The sequence below is a fragment of the Acetobacteraceae bacterium genome (assembly GCA_039613835.1).
Lineage (GTDB): Bacteria > Pseudomonadota > Alphaproteobacteria > Acetobacterales > Acetobacteraceae > Sorlinia.
The window spans coordinates 76897-96369 of record CP154827.1; the positions used below are offsets into that span (position 1 = coordinate 76897).

General features: G+C 56.7%; 19 protein-coding genes, 1 other RNA gene and 5 pseudogenes. 9 read left to right on the forward strand and 16 right to left on the reverse strand.

Going from position 1 to position 19473, the window contains the following annotated elements:
• Positions 1-73 precede the first annotated feature (73 nt).
• Together ettA and AAYR33_00480 are read left to right on the forward strand one after the other, a co-directional pair.
• Positions 74-1753: an energy-dependent translational throttle protein EttA gene (gene ettA / locus AAYR33_00475; GenBank protein XAO71500.1), complete on the forward strand. Its 1680-nt coding sequence runs from the start codon at positions 74-76 to the stop codon at positions 1751-1753.
• Positions 1754-1911: 158 nt separating this feature from the next.
• Positions 1912-2428: pseudogene (locus AAYR33_00480) on the forward strand (GNAT family N-acetyltransferase).
• Between the two features lie 98 nt (positions 2429-2526).
• Here AAYR33_00480 and AAYR33_00485 read toward each other — a convergent pair.
• The 9 genes and pseudogenes from AAYR33_00485 to queA all read right to left on the reverse strand — a co-directional run bounded on the left by AAYR33_00485 (position 2527) and on the right by queA (position 9161).
• Complete coding sequence (locus tag AAYR33_00485; protein XAO71501.1) at positions 2527-2796, reverse strand: ABC transporter substrate-binding protein; 270 nt, start codon at positions 2794-2796, stop codon at positions 2527-2529.
• Position 2797: 1 nt separating this feature from the next.
• Complete coding sequence (locus AAYR33_00490) at positions 2798-3040, reverse strand: hypothetical protein (GenBank protein XAO71502.1); 243 nt, start codon at positions 3038-3040, stop codon at positions 2798-2800.
• A gap of 16 nt (positions 3041-3056) precedes the next feature.
• Positions 3057-3791: a VacJ family lipoprotein gene (locus AAYR33_00495; protein XAO72481.1), complete on the reverse strand. Its 735-nt coding sequence runs from the start codon at positions 3789-3791 to the stop codon at positions 3057-3059.
• Positions 3792-4260: 469 nt separating this feature from the next.
• Entirely contained in the window at positions 4261-5088 is an 828-nt protein-coding gene (locus AAYR33_00500) for a TerB family tellurite resistance protein (GenBank protein ID XAO71503.1), read from the reverse strand.
• Positions 5089-5155: 67 nt separating this feature from the next.
• The gene (locus tag AAYR33_00505) at positions 5156-5476 is read right to left on the reverse strand and encodes a hypothetical protein (GenBank protein ID XAO71504.1); all 321 of its coding nucleotides are present in this window, start codon (positions 5474-5476) and stop codon (positions 5156-5158) included.
• A 129-nt stretch (positions 5477-5605) separates the two neighbouring features.
• Positions 5606-5848, reverse strand: coding sequence for a ribbon-helix-helix domain-containing protein (locus tag AAYR33_00510; GenBank protein ID XAO71505.1), 243 nt, complete (start codon positions 5846-5848; stop codon positions 5606-5608).
• Between the two features lie 24 nt (positions 5849-5872).
• Positions 5873-6963, reverse strand: a pseudogene (gene queG, locus AAYR33_00515) (tRNA epoxyqueuosine(34) reductase QueG).
• A 7-nt stretch (positions 6964-6970) separates the two neighbouring features.
• Positions 6971-8086, reverse strand: coding sequence for a tRNA guanosine(34) transglycosylase Tgt (gene tgt, locus AAYR33_00520; protein XAO71506.1), 1116 nt, complete (start codon positions 8084-8086; stop codon positions 6971-6973).
• Positions 8079-9161 (reverse strand): tRNA preQ1(34) S-adenosylmethionine ribosyltransferase-isomerase QueA, encoded by a 1083-nt coding sequence (gene queA / locus AAYR33_00525; GenBank protein XAO71507.1) that lies wholly within the window; start codon positions 9159-9161, stop codon positions 8079-8081. Before queA ends, tgt begins: the two co-directional genes overlap by 8 nt.
• Positions 9162-9493: 332 nt before the next feature.
• Between queA and AAYR33_00530 the strand changes: the two are divergent.
• Positions 9494-9718 (forward strand): annotated as a pseudogene (locus AAYR33_00530) (hypothetical protein).
• A 2-nt stretch (positions 9719-9720) separates the two neighbouring features.
• Here AAYR33_00530 and AAYR33_00535 read toward each other — a convergent pair.
• The 4 genes from AAYR33_00535 to ssrA all read right to left on the reverse strand — a co-directional run bounded on the left by AAYR33_00535 (position 9721) and on the right by ssrA (position 11841).
• Entirely contained in the window at positions 9721-9990 is a 270-nt protein-coding gene (locus tag AAYR33_00535) for an AbrB family transcriptional regulator (GenBank protein ID XAO71508.1), read from the reverse strand.
• Positions 9896-10597, reverse strand: coding sequence for an AbrB family transcriptional regulator (locus tag AAYR33_00540; protein ID XAO71509.1), 702 nt, complete (start codon positions 10595-10597; stop codon positions 9896-9898). Before AAYR33_00540 ends, AAYR33_00535 begins: the two co-directional genes overlap by 95 nt.
• Positions 10598-10896: 299 nt before the next feature.
• A complete protein-coding gene (locus AAYR33_00545) occupies positions 10897-11433 on the reverse strand; it encodes a ClpXP protease specificity-enhancing factor SspB (GenBank protein ID XAO71510.1) in 537 nt (178 codons plus the stop codon).
• Between the two features lie 88 nt (positions 11434-11521).
• Positions 11522-11841, reverse strand: a transfer-messenger RNA (tmRNA) gene (gene ssrA / locus AAYR33_00550).
• Positions 11842-11932: 91 nt separating this feature from the next.
• Between ssrA and thyX the strand changes: the two genes are divergently transcribed.
• From thyX to AAYR33_00565, 3 genes are all read left to right on the forward strand, one after another.
• Entirely contained in the window at positions 11933-12841 is a 909-nt protein-coding gene (thyX, locus tag AAYR33_00555; GenBank protein ID XAO71511.1) for an FAD-dependent thymidylate synthase, read from the forward strand.
• Between the two features lie 7 nt (positions 12842-12848).
• A complete protein-coding gene (locus tag AAYR33_00560; protein XAO71512.1) occupies positions 12849-13007 on the forward strand; it encodes a hypothetical protein in 159 nt (52 codons plus the stop codon).
• 137 nt (positions 13008-13144) lie between these two features.
• Complete coding sequence (locus AAYR33_00565) at positions 13145-13807, forward strand: hypothetical protein (GenBank protein ID XAO72320.1); 663 nt, start codon at positions 13145-13147, stop codon at positions 13805-13807.
• A gap of 49 nt (positions 13808-13856) precedes the next feature.
• Here the strand turns inward: AAYR33_00565 and AAYR33_00570 are convergent.
• Positions 13857-14776, reverse strand: a pseudogene (locus AAYR33_00570) (hydrogen peroxide-inducible genes activator).
• Positions 14777-14919: 143 nt separating this feature from the next.
• Here AAYR33_00570 and ahpC point away from each other — a divergent pair.
• Positions 14920-15483 (forward strand): alkyl hydroperoxide reductase subunit C, encoded by a 564-nt coding sequence (gene ahpC / locus AAYR33_00575; protein ID XAO71513.1) that lies wholly within the window; start codon positions 14920-14922, stop codon positions 15481-15483.
• Between the two features lie 58 nt (positions 15484-15541).
• Positions 15542-17133: pseudogene (gene ahpF, locus AAYR33_00580) on the forward strand (alkyl hydroperoxide reductase subunit F).
• Positions 17134-17635: 502 nt separating this feature from the next.
• Here the strand turns inward: ahpF and AAYR33_00585 are convergent.
• Positions 17636-18439 (reverse strand): MFS transporter, encoded by an 804-nt coding sequence (locus AAYR33_00585; GenBank protein ID XAO71514.1) that lies wholly within the window; start codon positions 18437-18439, stop codon positions 17636-17638.
• On the reverse strand, positions 18436-18840 hold the full coding sequence (locus tag AAYR33_00590) for an MFS transporter (GenBank protein XAO71515.1): 405 nt from the start codon (positions 18838-18840) through the stop codon (positions 18436-18438). The genes AAYR33_00585 and AAYR33_00590 overlap by 4 nt, the downstream gene beginning before the upstream one ends.
• Positions 18841-18951: 111 nt before the next feature.
• On the opposite strand from AAYR33_00590, the gene AAYR33_00595 reads away from it, so the two are divergent.
• Positions 18952-19398 (forward strand): helix-turn-helix domain-containing protein, encoded by a 447-nt coding sequence (locus AAYR33_00595; protein XAO71516.1) that lies wholly within the window; start codon positions 18952-18954, stop codon positions 19396-19398.
• Positions 19399-19473 lie beyond the last annotated feature (75 nt).

The window sequence follows — 19473 nt, forward strand, 5'->3', positions numbered from 1 at the left end:
TCTGCCGCACCATTCCGCAAGATGCACTCTTCTTGATGCGGCATGTCCAATTTTCTTGATCGGGGGTCCTGACGTGGCTTCATACCAATATGTTTATGTCATGAAGGACCTCACCAAGTCTTATCCTGGCGGGAGAGAAGTGTTCAAGGGTATTACCCTGTCCTTCCTCCCCGGCGTGAAGATTGGCGTGCTCGGTGTCAATGGCGCCGGTAAATCCACCCTTCTGAAAATCATGGCCGGGATTGAGAAGGAATATGGGGGTGAAGCCTGGGCCGCTGAGGGTGCACGCATCGGCTATCTGGAGCAGGAGCCAAAGCTGGATGAAACCCTGACGGTCGGGGAGAATGTGGCGCAGGGCTTTGGTGCCCTCAAGAAAGCGGTGGATCGCTTCAACGAAATTTCCATGAAATTCGCGGAGCCGATGGGCGATGAGGAGATGAATGCCCTCCTCACAGAACAGGCCGAGTTGCAGGAAGCGATCGATGCCGGTGACGGGTGGGAGCTTGATCGCAAGTTGGAAATCGCGCTCGACGCGCTGCGGTGCCCGCCCGCGGATAGTCCCGTCTCCAATCTCTCAGGAGGGGAGCGGCGGCGCGTTGCGCTTTGCTGCCTTTTGCTAGAGAAACCTGACTTGCTCCTCCTTGATGAGCCAACGAACCATTTGGATGCGGAAAGCGTCGCCTGGCTAGAAAAAACCCTGCGCGATTATGCGGGCACGGTGATGGTTATTACCCATGACCGGTATTTCCTCGATAATGTGACGAATTGGATTCTCGAAATCGAGCGTGGGCGGGGTTACCCGTTTGAAGGCAATTATTCCTCCTGGTTAACGCAGAAGCGGAAGCGACTGGCGCAGGAAGAAAAAGAGGAAAGCGCCCGGCAACGCGCCCTCGCGGCGGAGCAGGACTGGATCAACGCCTCCCCCAAAGCGCGTCAGGCGAAAAGCAAGGCCCGTATCACCAAATATGAGGAAATGCTCGCGGCTAGTCAGGGGCGTGTTGGCGGCACGGCGGATATCGTCATCACGCCCGGCCCGCGCCTTGGCGGGACCGTCATTGAGGCTGAAAATCTGACGAAGGGGTTTGGTGATCGCCTGCTTATTGAGAATCTCAGCTTCAAACTCCCACCGGGCGGCATTGTCGGTGTGATCGGGCCGAACGGCGCGGGTAAATCCACGCTTTTCCGCATGATCACGGGGCAGGAGCATCCCGACACGGGCAGTTTGAAAGTTGGAGACACCGTCAAACTCGGTTACGTTGACCAGTCGCGCGATTCTCTTGCAGATGACAAGACGGTCTGGGAGGAAATTTCCGGCGGGACGGATGTGATCCATCTTGGCAAGCGCGCCGTGCCTTCACGTGCCTATGTCGGTGCTTTCAACTTTAAAGGTGCCGACCAGCAGAAGCGTGTCGGTGTTCTATCCGGTGGTGAGCGGAATCGCGTCCACCTCGCAAAAATGCTCAAGACGGACAGCAATGTCATTTTGCTGGACGAACCCACCAACGATCTCGACGTCGATACTCTGCGTGCTCTTGAGGATGCGCTCGCGGATTATGCTGGCTGCGCCGTGGTGATCTCGCATGATCGATGGTTCCTCGACAGGCTCGCGACGCATATTCTCGCTTTTGAGGGCGATAGTCACGTTGAGTGGTTTGAGGGGAATTTCCAGGATTATGAGGAAGACAAAAGGCGTCGCCTCGGTCCGGAAGCGACGGAGCCCAGCCGCATCCAATATCGCCCACTCGCACGCTGATCAAAGCGCGTGCGGGCGCTGTAACGACACGTTCCTACCGCCTCCCGCGTTTCGACATTGCACGAAATCGGACTTATAAAGGTAGAGACGCCGTGACGAGCGCCCCGCACGCCATGATGTCGCGTGCTCTGACGGCGTCGGACCCATCTTGTGATCCGATGAGTCAATTGCGCACCATCCGCACGCAGCGCCTCTTTCTGCGTCCCGTATTCTGGCATGATCTCGCCGACCTTCGGCGGCTAAAGGCAATGCCGCGTCCTTCGGGCGGACGCTGGGCGGATGCTGGGCGATGTACGGACGCCGGGGCAGGTGGAGGCGGAACTCGCGGAGGATATGGCCTTTTGGGCGTGCCGCAAAATCGGTATTTTCTCGATATTGGAAAAAGGGGTTTTTGTCGGCCTAACCGGTTTCCATGAGAGGCCGGACGGTCGCGGCATCGGGCTTCGTTTTGCACTTTTCCCCCATTTACAGGGGCGCGGCCTCGCGTGGGAAGCTGCGGGCGCTGCCCTTTCCTACGCGCGCACGGCCGGGATCCATCGCGTCATCGCCGTGGCGAACGCGGATAATCTCGCCTCACAAACGGTCCTCCGCTCGATCGGGATGCGGCAATGCGAAATCTTCCAACGTGATGGACGTGAAATGCCGGTTTATGAGGCGGTGCTCGACCATAAATAAAACGGCGCGCAGAGGTGGCCGCGCGCCGTTTTGAAAATGATGGTCAGAGAATGCTGTTGATCAGCGATGACGGGAAATCTGGCGTTCGAGGGCGGCAATCAGCTGCGTGCAAGGTAGGACGAGTAATCCTGACGCTGGGTGAGGTGCATACTTGTGCCTTCACCCATGAGATCAACAACTTTGAACCCGTCATGATCCACCACAAGCACCTGCATGTTGGCGACAGGCTGGTGTGGGCGCATGATTTTCGCGCTGACGACAGTGCCATTCCCGTTCGATGAGAGGAGGCTGCCCGTCACCTCAAGCGAGACGCCGCGATATTGGCCGATCTTCTCGTACACGGCATTGACAAGCACCTGATTAAACAACTTAAGGTAGCGCGCTCTTTCCGCCGGTGTGGCAATGCGCCAATACCGTCCGAGGCAGGATGGCCTTTTTCTTCGCCGCCATAGACTGGTCACTATTGACGACGGCCACGACCTGGCCGCCGAAATCACTGACAAAATGGGAGGCGTCTTTATCGAGGGCAGACGCCTTTGGCGTGGAAAGCGCAAAAACGCCCAAAACCGCAAGAATGCAAACCGAATGTCTGCGAAATTTGAAGAGTTTCATTGAATGCGGTCCTCAATCAATACCAGTTTGGAACGGTAGCGCGGTGATCATTGCGTAGAGCTTCAACCTGGCTGGCGCGATTCTGCTGCCATGCACTGCGAAGAAACGCATACGGGTCCAGAGAGTCCTGTTCGAGGCGGTCAAGTGAGTCGATCTGGTTCGTAAAATTATTAAAGGCCCCCGTAACATTGTAGCCCCAAATGAAGGTCAGGAGGTAATAGCCGCGCGGCACGTAATTGATGGGAGACAGGCTCTGTGCGATGGCGAAGCCCGACGCATCGCGGAAAGTATTGGGGCCAACCCCGGGGAGGAAGAGATAGGGGCCGCTCGGTACGCCCCACGAGGCCAGCGTCAGGCCCGGGTCACTGTCATGGTGCGGATAGCCGACCGAACTCGCAACGTCAAAGATGCCTGCAAGACCGACCGTCATATTGATGACATATCGCGTGAAGTCATCCCCGGCACGGCGCGGCTTGCCTGCGCCAACATCACTGAAGAACACGGAAGGCATATACCAGGTTTCATTGATGCTGCCGATCGCATTGCGAACAGGACGCGGTACCGCCCATGCCCACGCCTTGCCAAGAGGCCGCAACGCCTTGTGGTAGGCCCACATATTGACGTCGTACATTTTGCGGTTCAACGGCTCGTAAGGGTCGTTGGCTTCCTTGTAATCAGCAAGTGCTTCCGGGTCTTTAGGCGGTTCAACACGCCAGGACGTGCATCCATTGAAGAACAGCGCGACAGCCATGCCGGTTATCGCTGTTTTAAAAGAGTAAAATCGACGGAAAATCGTCGCGAATTTTAAACGTCTTCCAACGATGGGAGTGTAATATTGATCACAGGAATTTGTCATTCGGGTCCTCTAATCGTGGGGAAGACAACGGCATTATAAACGAGTCTTTCCGTCACTTGGATGCATTTTGCCACCCAGCAAGTCAAAATTGGCGTCTCCGCCCTCAGATTTCATACATCACGATGATGCGCAGACGTCGGTTGACGGCGCCAGATCCGTTTATAGCGGAATCGAGGATAGAGCATCGATGCTAAATAACTGTTTAGTGCGGATCTACACTTTCAAACAAGATACCACAATTGCGAAAGCCCCGAAATATGTGATGCCGTGGTACGAAGGCGTCAGTCCCAGCACAATTTCATGTTTTTTTAACGGGGTGTGGACGGTTTGTCAGCGCGTGCATTGTCGTCATTGATGCGGGGGCTTACAATCTGCGATCCCTTTTAATGCGGTCCCACGCGCCATTAATCTGCGCCATCCTGTCATCCGCCTCTCTCCTTGCGGAGTCGGAGAGGGGTTTCTGACGGGCGATGTCAGGATGATGCTGTCTGATCAGCTCCCGCCATCGGGATTTGACTTCCGCATCACTTGCGCTGGGGGTCAGTCCTAAAATGCGGTAAGCCTCCACCGCGTGGGTCGCGGGGGGTGGCCGCCCCTCATAAAACCGATCCCAATTCCCGACCGGGAGGCCGAAAAGCTGATGAGTCCGGCGCAGGAAACGGATTTCAGCAGGATCAAGATCATGACCCGGTTTTACGTCGCTCCGCGCAATCGTGAAAAGAGCGGTGAGGAGATTTTCAAGCGGGGACGGGTCATGTCGGAAGGCACGCCCGAGCTCGCGCGCATACATTTCAAAATCATCGACACGCAGGCGCGCCTGGTCGAATAACATGCCGATCTCGCGCACATTATCGGGCGGAAACTGGAATAATTTTTTGAAACAGGCAATTTCCGTCCAGTTCACAGGTCCGTCTGATTTGGATAATTTAGCGCTCAGAACAACGAGGCCAATGGCAAAAAGCTGGTCCGTCTTTCCCAGAAGCGCGGCCATTTTTGCCGCACCGAGAAAAGCCGCGCCATGCGGGTCCGGCGTGCCCTGGCTGCGCCATCTCTCACCCCAACCCCCGGCAGGCCCTTCAAGCAGGCGACCATTATCGGCGGCATGGCCAAGCCCCAGCCCCATCAACGCGCCGATCGGGCCACCAACCGCGAAGCCCGCAATACCGCCAAACATTTTGCCCCACATGCCCATGCCCTCAACTTATCACGAGCATTGAATGCGCATCAATCACGACAGGGAAGCTGTTGCGGGAGCGAGGTTAGTCAGCGGCGACCGAGAGGGTGAAAGGCGCTGCGATGTCATGGCCGCGCAGCCCGTCAAGCCCGGGCATGACGCCGATTTCGTAGCGTCCCTTGATGGTCAGAAGCATGTCGAAGTTACGTCCCTCCACCCCGTAGCGACTATCGTAAATCGGCAGGCGAGCCGGAGAAACTAGTTGGAACGAAACATCCTCCTCCTCGCAGGCGAGATGAATGCGGATCTCCCGAGGCTGATTGAGGGTGAATTGATAACGCTGCATCGCATCCCGCGCGACGTGACCTTTGATCACGGTGACCGGACCAGCGGCAGACAGGGTCACAGATCATGCAAGGGAGGGGCGCGGTACCTGACGTCATCCATGCCACAACACAGAGTGATAAAAAAAGGCGCCGGAAACGTCGGATCTTCACCTGTCCCCACCCGCGCAAACAGCGTGACGGGTGATGCATCATCCGTCACGCCCTGTCGCGCCGCATGAGGCGAGCTCTGCCTCCAGATGCTTTAGGACGGCGAGACGCAATGTCGAGGCGAGGGACTGGTTCTGATCGCGTTCCGTATCGAATTTGACAATGATGCTGACCAGGGTGCGCTCACCCGCCATCTTTTGGAGACGCGCCCAAAAAGCGTTCTCCAGCGTGATGCTCGTGCGGTGGCCGTTTAATGAGAAGCTCTTTTTGACCAGTTGCGACATAGGCGGATCCTCTTCGGCGCGGCTTCATTCAGAGCAGATTTCGCGGCTGCGCAGTCGCGTCCCGGCCCAGCGTGCCGTTTCAGTGATGACGGGGTCGGTATCATGTTGCAGACGCCACGTCTCCGGCAGCAGGGCGGGGCGGCCCGCATTGCCGATGGCGATGAGGACATTGCGGATAAACCGGTTTCTGCCAATCCGTTTAATCGGGGAGTCTGAGAATGTCGTGCGGAATGCCGCATCGTCAAGGCGGGAAAGCGCCTGTAAGGTTGGTGCGACCAGGTCAGGCCGTGCGGTCAGCTTCATCTCCGCTGTCATTTGGGCAAAGCGGTTCCATGGGCAGACAGCGAGGCAATCATCGCAACCATAAATACGGTTTCCGATCAAAGGGCGCAACGCCATGGGAATGGGGCCGTGATGCTCGATGGTGAGGTAGGAGATGCAGCGACGTGCGTCCAGCGCGTAAGGTTGTGGGAAAGCCCGGGTGGGGCACACATCCAGGCAGCGCGCGCAGGTGCCGCATTGCCCAGCCCGGTGCGGGCTCGGTTCAAGCAGGGTCGTGGTGTAAATTGTGCCAATAAAAAGCCATGACCCCTCATCCCGTGAGACAAGGTTTGTATGCTTGCCCTACCACCCCAGCCCGACTTGCGCGGCAAGGGGTTTTTCAGCGACGGGCGCCGTATCGACAAATACCTTTACCTGCGCATCCGGGTCATATTTGATGATCTGATTGGCCAGTTGCTTCAATCGGCCTTTAACGACATCATGATAATCCCGATGGCGCGCATAGACGGAAATATTGCCGCAATCCGGTTTGTGCAAAGTCGCCAGTGCGTCTCCCTCCGGTGTGTAAGACAAGCCGAGACTGATGACGCTTTTCACCTCCGGCCAAAGGTGACGCGGCTGCGCACGGGCTTCCATATGATCTGCCATCCATGACATGGTGCCATGCCGCCCGGCAGCGACAAATTCCCGTAAGCGTGACAAGACGGTTTCGGGCAGATCGGCCGGGCGAAACCCACGCTGCTGAAGCCCAGTAAGGGGCCGCGTGATGCCGGATGTGATCTTCCAGTGAGCGCGTCACGGCACGGGTGGAAGGTGGGGCTGCGGCCATTCATCCAGCGACTAGTCGCCGCGCCCCCAGTCATCACGCATCTTCCGGGCTGTCGCGTCGAACGTCCCGCCGATAATGGCAGCGCGCATCTTCTGCATCAGGCGCTGATAATAAGTGAGATTATGCCAGGTCAGAAGCATGGGCGCCAAAATTTCACCCGCGCGGAAAAGATGATGCAGATAAGCGCGACTATGCTTCGTGCAGGCGGGGCAGGGGCATGATGGGCTGATGGGGCGTAAATCTTCCGCATGGCAGGCATTACGCAAATTCAGTGTGCCGCGTTCCGTATAAGCGCGTGCCGTGCGCCCGGCGCGGGTTGGCATGACGCAATCAAACATATCAATGCCGCGCGCCACCGCGCCCAGCATATCATCCGGCGTGCCAACTCCCATCAGGTAGCGCGGTTTATCCGCGGGGAGGCGTGGGGCCGTGACATCCAGCGTCTGAAACATCAGCGCCTGACCTTCCCCAACCGCAAGCCCGCCAATCGCGTAACCTTCGAAACCGATATTCAACAAGGCTTTGACCGATTGCGCCCGTAATTCCGGCTCTGTCCCACCCTGCACAATGCCGAACTGCCCGTATCTCGGACGCGGCACAAATGCTTCGCGAGACCGGGCCGCCCAGCGCATGGAGCGTTCCATGGACTGGGCGAGATGCTCCGACGTTGCGGGCAAAGCCGGACATTCATCGAAAGCCATGGTGATGGTCGCGTCCAGCGCGTGTTGAATATCCGTGCTACTCTCCGGTGTCAGGCGATGCTTACTGCCATCAATATGGGAGTTGAACGTCACCCCGTCTTCGTCCAGCTTGCGCAGCGCGCCGAGTGACATGACCTGAAACCCGCCTGAATCGGTCAGAATGGGGCCGGGCCAGTCCATCATGCGGTGAAGCCCACCGAGTTTGCGCACGCGCTCAGCGCCGGGGCGCAGCATCAAATGATAGGTGTTGCCAAGGATGATGCCCGCACCTGTCGCGCGGACACTCTCCGCCATCATGGCCTTGACCGTGCCCATTGTCCCGACGGGCATGAAACTCGGGGTCGGAACATCACCATGCGCCGTTTGCAGAATGCCGGCACGTGCCTGGCCATCCTGCGCGATGGCGATCCATTGCATATCAGTCATAGCGGCTATCCTTGTGGCGAAAAATCAGACAGGCATCACCGTAGGAATAAAAGCGGAAACCCTCCGTGATGGCCTGTTGATAGGCCCGCTTCATCGTCTCTATCCCGGCGAAAGCCGAGACAAGCATAAATAAGGTTGATTTCGGCAGATGAAAATTGGTGAGAAGCACGTCCACCGCGCGAAAGCGATAGCCGGGTGTGATGAAGATCGACGTCTCCCCCCGCCATGCGGCGACCGTGCCATCCTTCGCCGTCGCGCTTTCCAGCAGGCGCAGGGCGGTGGTCCCGATGGCGATGACGCGGCCGCCCCGACGACGTGTTTCATTGATACGTTGCGCCGTTTCCATCGACACCTCACCCCATTCCGCATGCATGACATGTTGGGACAGGTCGTCACTCCGGACAGGCAGGAAGGTGCCCGCCCCGACATGGAGTGTCACTGTGCAACGTTGAGCACCGGCCGCGTCGATGGCGTCCAGAAGGGCGGGGGTGAAATGCAGCCCCGCTGTCGGTGCCGCGACCGCGCCTTTCTCTCTCGAAAAAATTGTTTGATAATCGACGGCATCCTGTGCTGTCGGGCCGAAAGGCCGGGCGATATAAGGTGGCAGGGCCAGCGCCCCGCAGCGTGTCAGGAAAGCGTCAAATTCCGCGCCTTCTGCGGAAAAGCGCAGCACAACGCCGCCATCACCCTCATTTGAAATGATCTCAGCCGAGACGTTGTCATCTGAAAATGTCAGTTGATCGCCCGCATGGAGCCGCCGCGCGTTGCGCGCCAGGGCGTGCCAGCTTCCATCGGGCAGGATGCGATCAAGGGTAATCCCGATTTTCGCATGACCCCGCATTGTGTCGAGGCGCGCTTTGATGACTTCGGTATCATTCGCCACGACAAGGTCGCCGGGGCGGAGGAATTTAGGGAAATCCCTCACAGTCGCGGTCGGCAGTTTATCGGGCAAGGGGGCGTTGGCGGTGTCTGGCGTTGGTATGACAAGAAGGCGCGCGGCCTCACGCGGTCGCGCAGGCGACGCTGCAATATTTTCGGGAGGAAGGTGGAAATCAAAATCGGCCGTCCGCATCATGCCGCTCGTTTAGGCTGAAAGTCACGGTAAATGCCAGCTTAAAACGCTCCGCGCCTGATGCGGCATCGGGTTAGACGGTGCCTGCGATCGGCATGAGATGCGGGGCGATGACGTGTTGTAGCTGTTTTCAACGCGCCTGAAAAGGTGACGATCGCTGAAGGGTGGAGGCCGATTTTGTGGACAATGACGGGTAGAGGGCAGAAGCTGGCAGCAAGTCCGGGCGCACCCTCAATGCCTTTCCGCTCGACACGAGTTTCGTTGTGGGAACGTCAAAACTTCTATAATCTCAAAAACTGAGCGTCGATTATTAACGACGTTTGGAGGGAAATAACATGTCATACGCTTTATTGGATGCGACGCGTGTCGCCAAAGCTGCGAAGATGTCGCTGGTCGCGCTGGGCCAGGTTAAAGAGCCATCAGAAGCGCATCTCCGCCGGAAAACTCTGGTTGAACGTGTCCGGGCCTAGGCGGAAGCGGCCGCCTGCACGCAAGGCCCGAATGGCAACCTCATTACCCTGACGTCGGAGGAATTCTGGCTGATCAGTGAAAACTGGTGATGTCAGGCGCGCTTCTCAGGCTTTTCTGACAGTTCCGGTGGGAGCAACCGCGCCAGCCCCATGGCAAGCGGCAGCGTGGTCGCGCGCACGGTGAAAAGTCGGAATATCTGCATGGCCATAACAAAGCCCCGATCGACCGGAAGCGACATAGCAATGATCGCGACCGAATCTGACCCGCTAGGGCTGGTCGCGAGATAGGCGGCAAGGTAGCTTGTATGCATCAGCTTCGCGATCGGCCAGGCGATGATCAAAATCAGATTTGCCGTGACCACCGCCGGTAAGGCGCGCCAGGCATGGTGCATCGCTTTGCGCGTGAAGCGCCCCAATAACCCAGCCAAGGGCCAGGTAATTCGGCGCGAGCAGCCATAAAGGCAGATCAGCTGTTTTGCCGGTATAAGTTTGCGCGACGATGGCGATGAAAAGGCTCAGCAACATCGGCGCGGAGGGCAGGCGCAATCGCCCCCCGATCACGACGGCGATGACAAAAACAATCAATGTCTGAAGCAGGGAGCCGGGAGATTGCATGGTCAACCACACGGGCGGCGTGTGGCCGGTCATGTAATGATGCCCGACCGTCGTCGTCAAACAGGCGACAAGGGTGACCCGCATATAGGCCATGAAGGCCACAAGGCGCTGATCCGCATTGAAGGCTTCACATAAAAGCACCATCGTGCTGGCAGAGCCGGGCGACGCGCCCCAAAGCGCCGTGCTGCCTGGAAGAATCTGCATTCGCGCCAGGACGTAACCGATGATATAGCTGAGCACGATGACCGAAAAAACACCGACCACGAAAATCGGCCATTGGGAGGCGATTTCCTTCAGATAATCGAGATGCAGGGTGTGGACCATCAACAGCCCGACCACACTGCGCCACGACAAAGGCCGACTGAGGGACCGCAATCATCCGATCGAACGAGGCAAATATAACGGCCGATATGATCGCGCCGATAAGCAAAGCTGCAGGAAGCTGGATGTAAAAGAGAATTGTTGTCGCAAGAGCTGAGGTGGCGGCGAGAAGAATAAAGTTTTTCAGCTTATCACTCCTGGACGGCGATAAGTGCGCGCGTCTCTCATTTAAAAGGCCGCGTCCCGAATGGCTTCAGGCCGCATTTCCGTTTCAGGCCAGGCGCGGCGCGACGGAGTGTTGTACACGCGACACCTCTTATGAGGAATACGCGCTACGAAGTGGGACGTTTGCGGAACGCATCCAGTCGAACGATCTGCGCATCGCCATCACTGGCTGCCGACACGGCTTCTGCTGTTGTATCTTCCGGCGTTGCCTCAGTCGACAAATCGTCGGCAGCCAGTGATGGCGATGCGACCGGCTGAAAGCCCAGCGCGACGCCGACAGAGGGGTCGGTAAAGCCGGCGATTGCGCCGAATGGAATCGATAATTTGCTGGCAACACAACCAAAGGAGAGCCCAACTGTGAGGCGGCGTGCCTCCCGATCAACATTGAGGTCCCAGAATTGATGTTGCAGCACGATCGTCATCTCTTTTGGATATTGGGCACGAAGCGCTGCGGGGATGTCGACGCGCGAATCACCGGTCTGGAAAGCGATGTAAAAATGATGCTCACCCGGCAACCCATTAGCCTGCGCGAATTCAAGGGCGCGTATCATGACCTCGCGATAGGAGTCTTCCAGCCATTTATCATAAGGAAGGAGGCTCGTCGGTAGGTCGCCCTGGCCATTATCGTCGGAAAAATCGCTCATTGCAGGTTGCCCATGTCATCTTGTCTTGAGCCTGTAAAGGACGGGGCCACCTTACACCAAAGGCAACCCATTTGTTAAGTCACCTGATTGTGGGAGGCTTCTGTTGCCCGGTGCCTCCCGAACCGCGCTTATCGCTTATGCAGCGACAGCGAGCACCTTTGAGTTGTCATTGGCACTTGTAAGTTAGCCCGATAACGGCGGTACAATGCCGAGCAAAAGACAAGTCTTTACCACGCACGTCGAGACTGTTTCGTCCCCATTGACCGCGGAGGGGCGGTTATCTGGTGGAGACGCCGGGCACTGCCCCCGGGTCCGTAACGATTATTCCACTTACCGTTTATCGCCATAGCCAAGGGTTTCCCCTCCGGCGCGATGATTATAAGTGTTCGATATGCGAAACACAAGCACGATGCATCTACGTCACACGCGCCCTAAAAAAATCCGGCCCGCATGAGGGTATGATATTGGTCATCAAGCAAAAAACGTGTAGCGTCATGCCATGGCACTTTCTCCCGAACACATCGCCGAGATCGAAGCGCAACGCCGCACGCCCTCCGAAACGCTTCGACCCAGTGTCGCGGCGCTGGAGGCTATCCTCTATAAACCCTTCCAGGTGCTCGATCACGGCTTCGTGCGGGTGATCGATTATATGGGTGATGATTCGGCCATCGTGCAGGCGGCACGCGTTTCCTATGGGCGAGGCACAAAGAAGGTGCTCGAGGATCGCGGCCTGATCCGCTACCTCATGCGGCATCGCCACTCAACGCCGTTTGAGATGTGTGAAATCAAATTTCACATCAAATTGCCGGTCTTTATCGCGCGTCAGTGGATTCGCCACCGCACCGCTAACGTCAATGAATATTCCGCGCGTTACTCCATTCTTGACCGAGAATTTTACATTCCTGCGCCGGATCAGCTTGCGCAGCAAAGCAAGGTCAACCGTCAGGGGCGTGGCGAGGTGCTTCCGCCGGATCAGGCGGCAAAAGTGCTCGACATTCTGCGCGAGGATGCGCAGCGTTGTTACGCCCATTATGAGGAAATGCTTGATCCGGACGGCCATAATGTCGCGCGTGAGCTGGCCCGAATGAATTTGACGCTCAACACCTATACCCAATGGTATTGGAAAATTGATCTCAATAACCTCATGCATTTCCTCAGCCTGCGGATTGATGCACATGCGCAATATGAGATCCGGGCTTATGCAGAAGTCATGACGGAAATTCTGTCGGCCTGGGTCCCCAATGCTGCCGAGGCTTTTCAGGATTATCGCGTCGGCGCACATATATTTTCTGCCTCCATGCTGTCCGTTCTGCGTCGGCAATTGCAGGGTGAAAAGGTCACGGTCAAGAATTCCGGTCTGTCGAAGCGGGAATGGCAGGATATGCAGGATGCATTGCAAGCGGGTTAAGCAGGAGATGTCGGACCTCAAACATCTCTTCCGCAATCCGCCCGACATCCCGCCGGATGATGGCCCGCCCCGCGCGCCGAGCTACAAGCTTCTCGTCGTCATGGCACTGGCATTGATCGCCATATGGGCGGGGATACATTTTTTCTGGCCGATCCCCCGATCGTAATCACCTTACTGCACGTTGTCTCCGCGCGACATTTATCGTGGTCCCAACGTGACGGCAGTCTCGGCAGGATTGACAAATTTCGGCATGACGTGTCGGATGAGCGCGTTCCCTACAAGTACAAATAAGGAGATCCAGCCATATCGGGGTCGGGTCGACACGCATCAAATTTCAATAGCCGTGCCCCTCTCAGGCATGCCGCATGGCTTGCCTGTTTCGGCGTCGTTTTTCTATTCATGACGGGCTGCGTGCCATCTCCTCCCTCCCACCCGGAAAATATATGCGCAATTTTCAAGGAAAAGCGCAGTTGGTATCGGGCGGCGATCAGGCAGGAGAAGAAATCGGGCGTGCCGCTCAACGTGCCGATGGCAATCATCCATCAGGAATCGGGTTTCCACAGTAACCTGCACACGCAACGTACTTACTTCTTATGGGTGATCCCGTGGGGGCACATCACATCGGCCTACGGCTACCCACAGGCGCAGAATGGTGCATGGGCGGATTATGAGCGGGCGAATGATACAAGTGGCAGCCGGGAGGACTTCGAAGATTCGCTCAAATTCATCAATTGGTATGTGACGGAGACGCGTCGTACCAATCACGTGCCCGTTTATGACGCGCGCCGCCAATATCTCGCCTATCATGAAGGGTGGGGCGGTTATCAAAAAGGCACATATCGTCGAAAATCATGGTTGGTGCGTGTGGCGCGCAATGTTGGCGGCCGCGCCGCGCGATATCGGCGCCAATTTGCCCGATGTCGTGAGTCGCTTAAGGAACATGGTTTCTGGAGCTGGTTATTCTGAGTCTGAGATGGCCGGGTAACTCTCTTAATCAGGCGTTTCGCGCCCCCTCTCAGGCGACTTTTTGACAGCCCTCCGGGGTGTGCTGCCGCAGGAAAGCACCAAACTCCATGAAAGTCTGCTGTCGCGGGTCTGACGCGCGCCAGACCACGCCTATCTGGCGGCCACCTTCCGAGACAGGGAGGCAGGAAATCAAGCCTTCCCACTCTGTCCGATGTTGCAATGCCAATTTGGGGATCAATGAATATCCTTCCCCGGCACCAATCATATGCCACAACATTTCGAAGCTGGTGGCGAGGCGACGACTTTCCCCACCGGATGATTGACAGAGGGAGAGGGCCTGATCGCGTAGGCAATGCTCATCCTCAAGCAGGAGGAGATCGTTGCCGCGCAAACTGTTAATGTCAACACGCGGCTTGCGTGCCAGCGGATGATTTTTGGGGAAGACCGCCTCAAAAGGCTCATGGAAAAGCGGTAGAGACTGAAGGTTCGTCTGGTCGCAGGGGAGGGTGGCAAGGACGATATCCAGCTCAGTCTGCGCCAACCTCTCCAGCGATTTATCGATCAGGCCCTCCGTTAATTGCAGCTGAAGCTGAGGGTATTTCTCCCGAATCAGGGGGATCAGGCGCGGGACATAATAAGGGCCGAGCGTCGCAATAACCCCGATGCGCAAAACACCTTCCAACGGCCCATCAAGTGAGCGCGCCATCTCCACCATGTCGTGGCGGCCGCCACGACATGGCGAGCGAAATGGATGATCCGCGCCCCATCCGGCGTGGGCGCGACATGACGGCGTGTGCGCTCAAAGAGCTGGACATTGAGAAACGCTTCCAGCTTGCGCACCTGCTCGGACAGTCCCGCCTGGCTGACGCCGCAGCGTTCAGCCGCGCGGGAGAAATTTCGCAGATCATCGACAGCGACAATATATTCAATATCGCGCAGGGAAAGTCCGGAGAGCGTCATATAGGTCATTGTGACAGGCTACATCTATTTAAAATTATTTACAAACGGTTTTGTCTATCAAACTCATCGATATAAACTGTTTCCCAACCATGTCCATACGTGGGATGAAAGGGTCGTTAAACAACGATGATGTGTTTAAAGGGAGCAAAGATATGCCGCGCATCAATTCAGTCATCAAACCATTTGAGACCGACGCGTTCCATAATGGACAGTTCACGAAGGTCACAGATAAGGACCTCAAGGGCAAATGGTCTGTCATTTTCTTCTATCCGGCGGACTTTACCTTCGTTTGCCCGACGGAGCTGGAAGATCTCGCTGAAAATTACGCAACATTCCAGAAACTCGGCGTTGAGGTTTACTCAGTTTCGACGGATAAACACTTTACCCATAAATCCTGGCATGAAACATCACCGGCGATCGGCAAAATCAAATTCCCGATGCTGGCGGATCCGACGGGCCAGATCTCACGCAATTTTGACGTGATGATTGAGGAAGCAGGCCTCGCAGATCGTGGCACCTTCCTGATCGATCCGGAAGGGCGCATCCAATATATCGAGATCACCCCGGGCGGCGTCGGCCGCAAGGCGGAAGAGCTGATCGAGAAGGTGCAGGCCACGCAATATGTGGCATCGCACCCGGGTGAGGTTTGCCCCGCGAAATGGAAAGAGGGTGGTGAGACCCTGAAACCCTCATTAGATCTTGTCGGCAAGATCTAATGCTTTGGGGCGCGGTGAAATATCCGCGCCCCATGCAGGATCGGCAGAGGAGGCATAAATGCTTGAAGAAACCCTCAAATCGCAATTACGGGACGTTTTGGGGAAGATTGAAACGCCCGTCACCTTGCGTGCATCCCTTGATAATAGCGACGCCGCGTCAAAGATGAGGCAGTTCCTGTCGGAATGCGCTACTTTGTCCGAAAACATCGCGCTTCATGAAGATGGTGAGTGGGATCGTCAGCCTTCCTTCTCTGTCGCTGCGCAGGATGGGACGGAGTCCATTCGTTTCACCGCCATCCCGATGGGGCATGAGCTGACGTCTTTCGTCCTCGCCGTGCTGCAGGTTGGTGGTGTTCCCGTCAAATTACCGGATGCGACGATCGCGCAGATTCGCGATTTGGAGGGCGACTTCCAGTTCACGACGTACATTTCGCTTTCCTGCCAGAATTGCCCGGAAGTGGTGCAGGCCATCAATGCGATGTGTGTCCTTAACTCCTCCTTCAAACATGAAATCATTGATGGCGCGCTTTTTCAGGAAGAAGTGACGCGTAAGAACATCATGCCCGTGCCGCAGATTGAGTTGAATGGTGCGCCCTTCGCCTCCGGGCGTATGGATGCGATGGAGATCCTGGCCAAGCTTGATGACGCGGCGCCGGCAAAAGCCGCGCAACAATATAAGGATGCAGCGCCCTTTGATGTCCTGATCATCGGCGGAGGCCCTGCCGGGGCCGCGGCTGCGATTTACGCGGCACGCAAGGGCCTGGGACGGGCATCATCGCGGATCGCTTTGGCGGTCAGGTCATGGAAACAGCGGACATTGAAAATTATATTTCGATCCCGGAGACGGATGGCCCGAAATTATCCGCTCAGTTTGAAGCCCATGTCCGCGCCTATGAAGTGGAAATCATTTCCGGCCAGAAGGCGGAGCGGCTCATTCCCGCGTCAAAACCGGACGCTTATCATCAGATCGCTTTGAATGGGGATGTGCTGCTGTCCTCGCGCACCATTATCTTGGCGACAGGAGCACATTGGCGTCACCTCAATGTCGCGGGTGAAACTGAATATCTCACAAAGGGTGTCGCGTTCTGCCCGCATTGTGGCGGCCCTTTTTATAAGGGCAAGCGCGTCGCCGTGATCGGTGGCGGGAATAGCGGTATCGAAGCGGCGATTGATCTGGCCAGGATCGTCAGCCACGTGACCCTCTTGCAACGCAGCGCGCAACTCAAAGCTGATAAGGTTTTACAGGATAAATTGCGCTCCATGCCGAATGTTGACATTAAAATGGAGGCATTGACGCAGTTCATTGCGGGGAATGGCGAGACGGTTGAGCATTTCATCTATAAGGATGCGTCCGGCGAGGATGTGACCCTGCCCGTTTCGGGAGTTTTCATTCAGATCGGCTTGCTGCCCAATACAGGTTGGCTCGGCAACGCGCTCTCTCTGAATCCCCAGGGAGAAATCATTGTTGATGTGCATGGCGCGACATCCGTTCCCGGCATCTTCGCTGCGGGTGACGCGACAACGACGCCTTATAAGCAAATCGTCATCGCGGTGGGAGAGGGTGCGAAAGCGGCTTTGGGGGCGTTTGATTACCTCATCCGCACGCCGGACCCTGCGGCGTCGCGACAGAAAGAGGCCGCGTTGGCTTAAGCGTGTCATTCTAGAGAGCGTCATAAAGGCGGCCCCGAAAGGGGCCGTTTCCTTAGGGCACGGTCTTTAATCAAAGTGCCGATTTCGCAACCAACGACTTGGGGTTAGAATGACCTTGATGGTGTGACGCTGACCGGAATAGATCTTACGCAAAAATAGCTCGATGGACGTAACTGCCGAAGGGACGTCGGTTCAGCTCCGATTCAGATCATTTTATGAGATGGCGGCGATTTTGCCCCCGGGCACCTCATAGACGCGCCGCATTGGAAAGCTGAATTAAGTCGCTTCCGAGACGATTGGCAGCTCGTGACGGCCATATTTATCCGAGCGCAAAGGATAAACAACCCCCGAAACAAAGAACGCGCAGCCTCAGACTGCGCGTTTACGGGACGGCCTCTGACGGAGGTTGGCACTACAGTGATCAACTTGATACTTACCGATATCTTTGTGGAAGACAATGCTGCCCATTTTTCTCATTTACGGCCTGCCGCGAATAGGCGGGTCATCCCCAGAATGCCAGCGCCAGTAAACTCACCGCCGCGCCCAAAATACAGACGCCCTGCCAGCCAGAATGCGCATAAGTGACCGTCGTGCTGATCGCCCCAAGCCCGCTGCCGACCGCGTAAAAAATCATATAGAGCCCGACCAGCCGACTACTCGCTTCAGGGCGGTTGCGAAAGATCAAATTCTGGTTGGTGACATGCAGGGCCTGATCGCCCAGGTCAAGCAACACAATGCCAATTATTAACGCCCATAATGATTGCCCCAACAGCGAGATGGGCCACCAGACAACCAGCAAAATCAACAATGCTGCGGCACTCGTATATTGGGCATAGCCGCGATCGGCCAAATGCCCGGCACGCGCGGCGGCCAAAGTGCCGAGCGCGCCCGCCAACCCGAAGGCACCGATTGCGGTGTGATGAAAATTATAAGGCGGGGCACTCAATGGCAAAACGAGTGCGCTCCAGAAAATATTGAAGTCTGCGAACATCAAGAGCGCCAGAATGCCACGCACCTGCAGCATTTTGTCCTGCCGCAACAGCGTGAGCATTGAGGCGATCAGCCGGAAGTAGCTCAACGCATTCGGGTCGCGCGGCAAGGCTGGCAAGCGACGCCATAATGGAAGCGCGATCGCCAGCATAAGTATCGCAGAGCTGACATATACGCCGCGCCAGCCGGCAATGTCATTGATACCGCCCGCAAAGACGCGGGCCAAAAGCAAGCCAATGAACACACCGCCCTGCACCATACCGACAATCTGCCCCTGCTCCTCAGGCAGGGCGGCACTTGCTGCATAGGCAATCAAACCTTGCGTCCATGGCCGTCCCGAGCATGCCAACGGCCAGCACCGACCAGCAGCACCGGCGTGGAGGGCGCCGTGGCCACGACAATGAGCACGCCCACCAGCCCCAGCAACTGCCATGCCATTAAACGGCGGCGATCGACGCGGTCGCCGAGCGGAACCAAAAGCAACAAGGCCAAAGCGCAACCGACCTGCGTTGAGGTGACCACGCCGCCGACAACAGCACGGCTGATGGAAAAATCGTGCGCCAACGTGTCCAGCAGGGGCTGCGCGAAATAGACATTCGCGACACTCATACCGCTGGCGATCGCAAACAGCATTGTTAACCCGCGCGACATTGTCGACGTTCGGGAAGAGGCAGAGTCCCGATTGGGCAATGCCGACGTTTCGGAAGAAACTTTCATGTTTCGCCATCCAGATAATTCGGTTGCAAAATACAACTAGTTGAATGCTACGTCACTTAGTTTTAAAAAGAAACTCATCAGAGGTCACTTAACCTAAAGCCCGGATGTCATATGTCTAAGCGCAAGCCAAAACTCTATGAACCTTGTCCCATCGCGCGTTCCGTCGATATCTTCGGGGACCGATGGTCACTGTTGATTCTGCGGGATGCTTTCGATGGCAATCGCCGTTTCGGCGACATCCAGCGGAGTCTGGGCGTCGCGCGCAACATTCTGTCGCATCGCCTGCGCAAGCTTGTCGATGCGGGGATCCTGAAGATGCAGTCAGCTTCGGACGGAACGGCCTATCAGGAATATGTATTGACGGCCCAGGGTGAGTGCCTTTTTCCCATCGTGGTCGCGTTGCGGCAATGGGGTGAGCGACATTTATTCACGTGCGGGGAGCGACATTCCCACTTGCTTGAGAGGGCGACCGGCAAGTCGGTGCCCCTGATGATTCCCATCGCAAGGGACGGAGCTATCCTGACGCCCGAGGCAGCATATGTGGAAAAGGTTATCTGACGGCCGCATTCACGACCGGTCGCTGACTGGGCATTTATATCCCGCTTTTGATATCGGGTGCTTTGCCCTGAAACC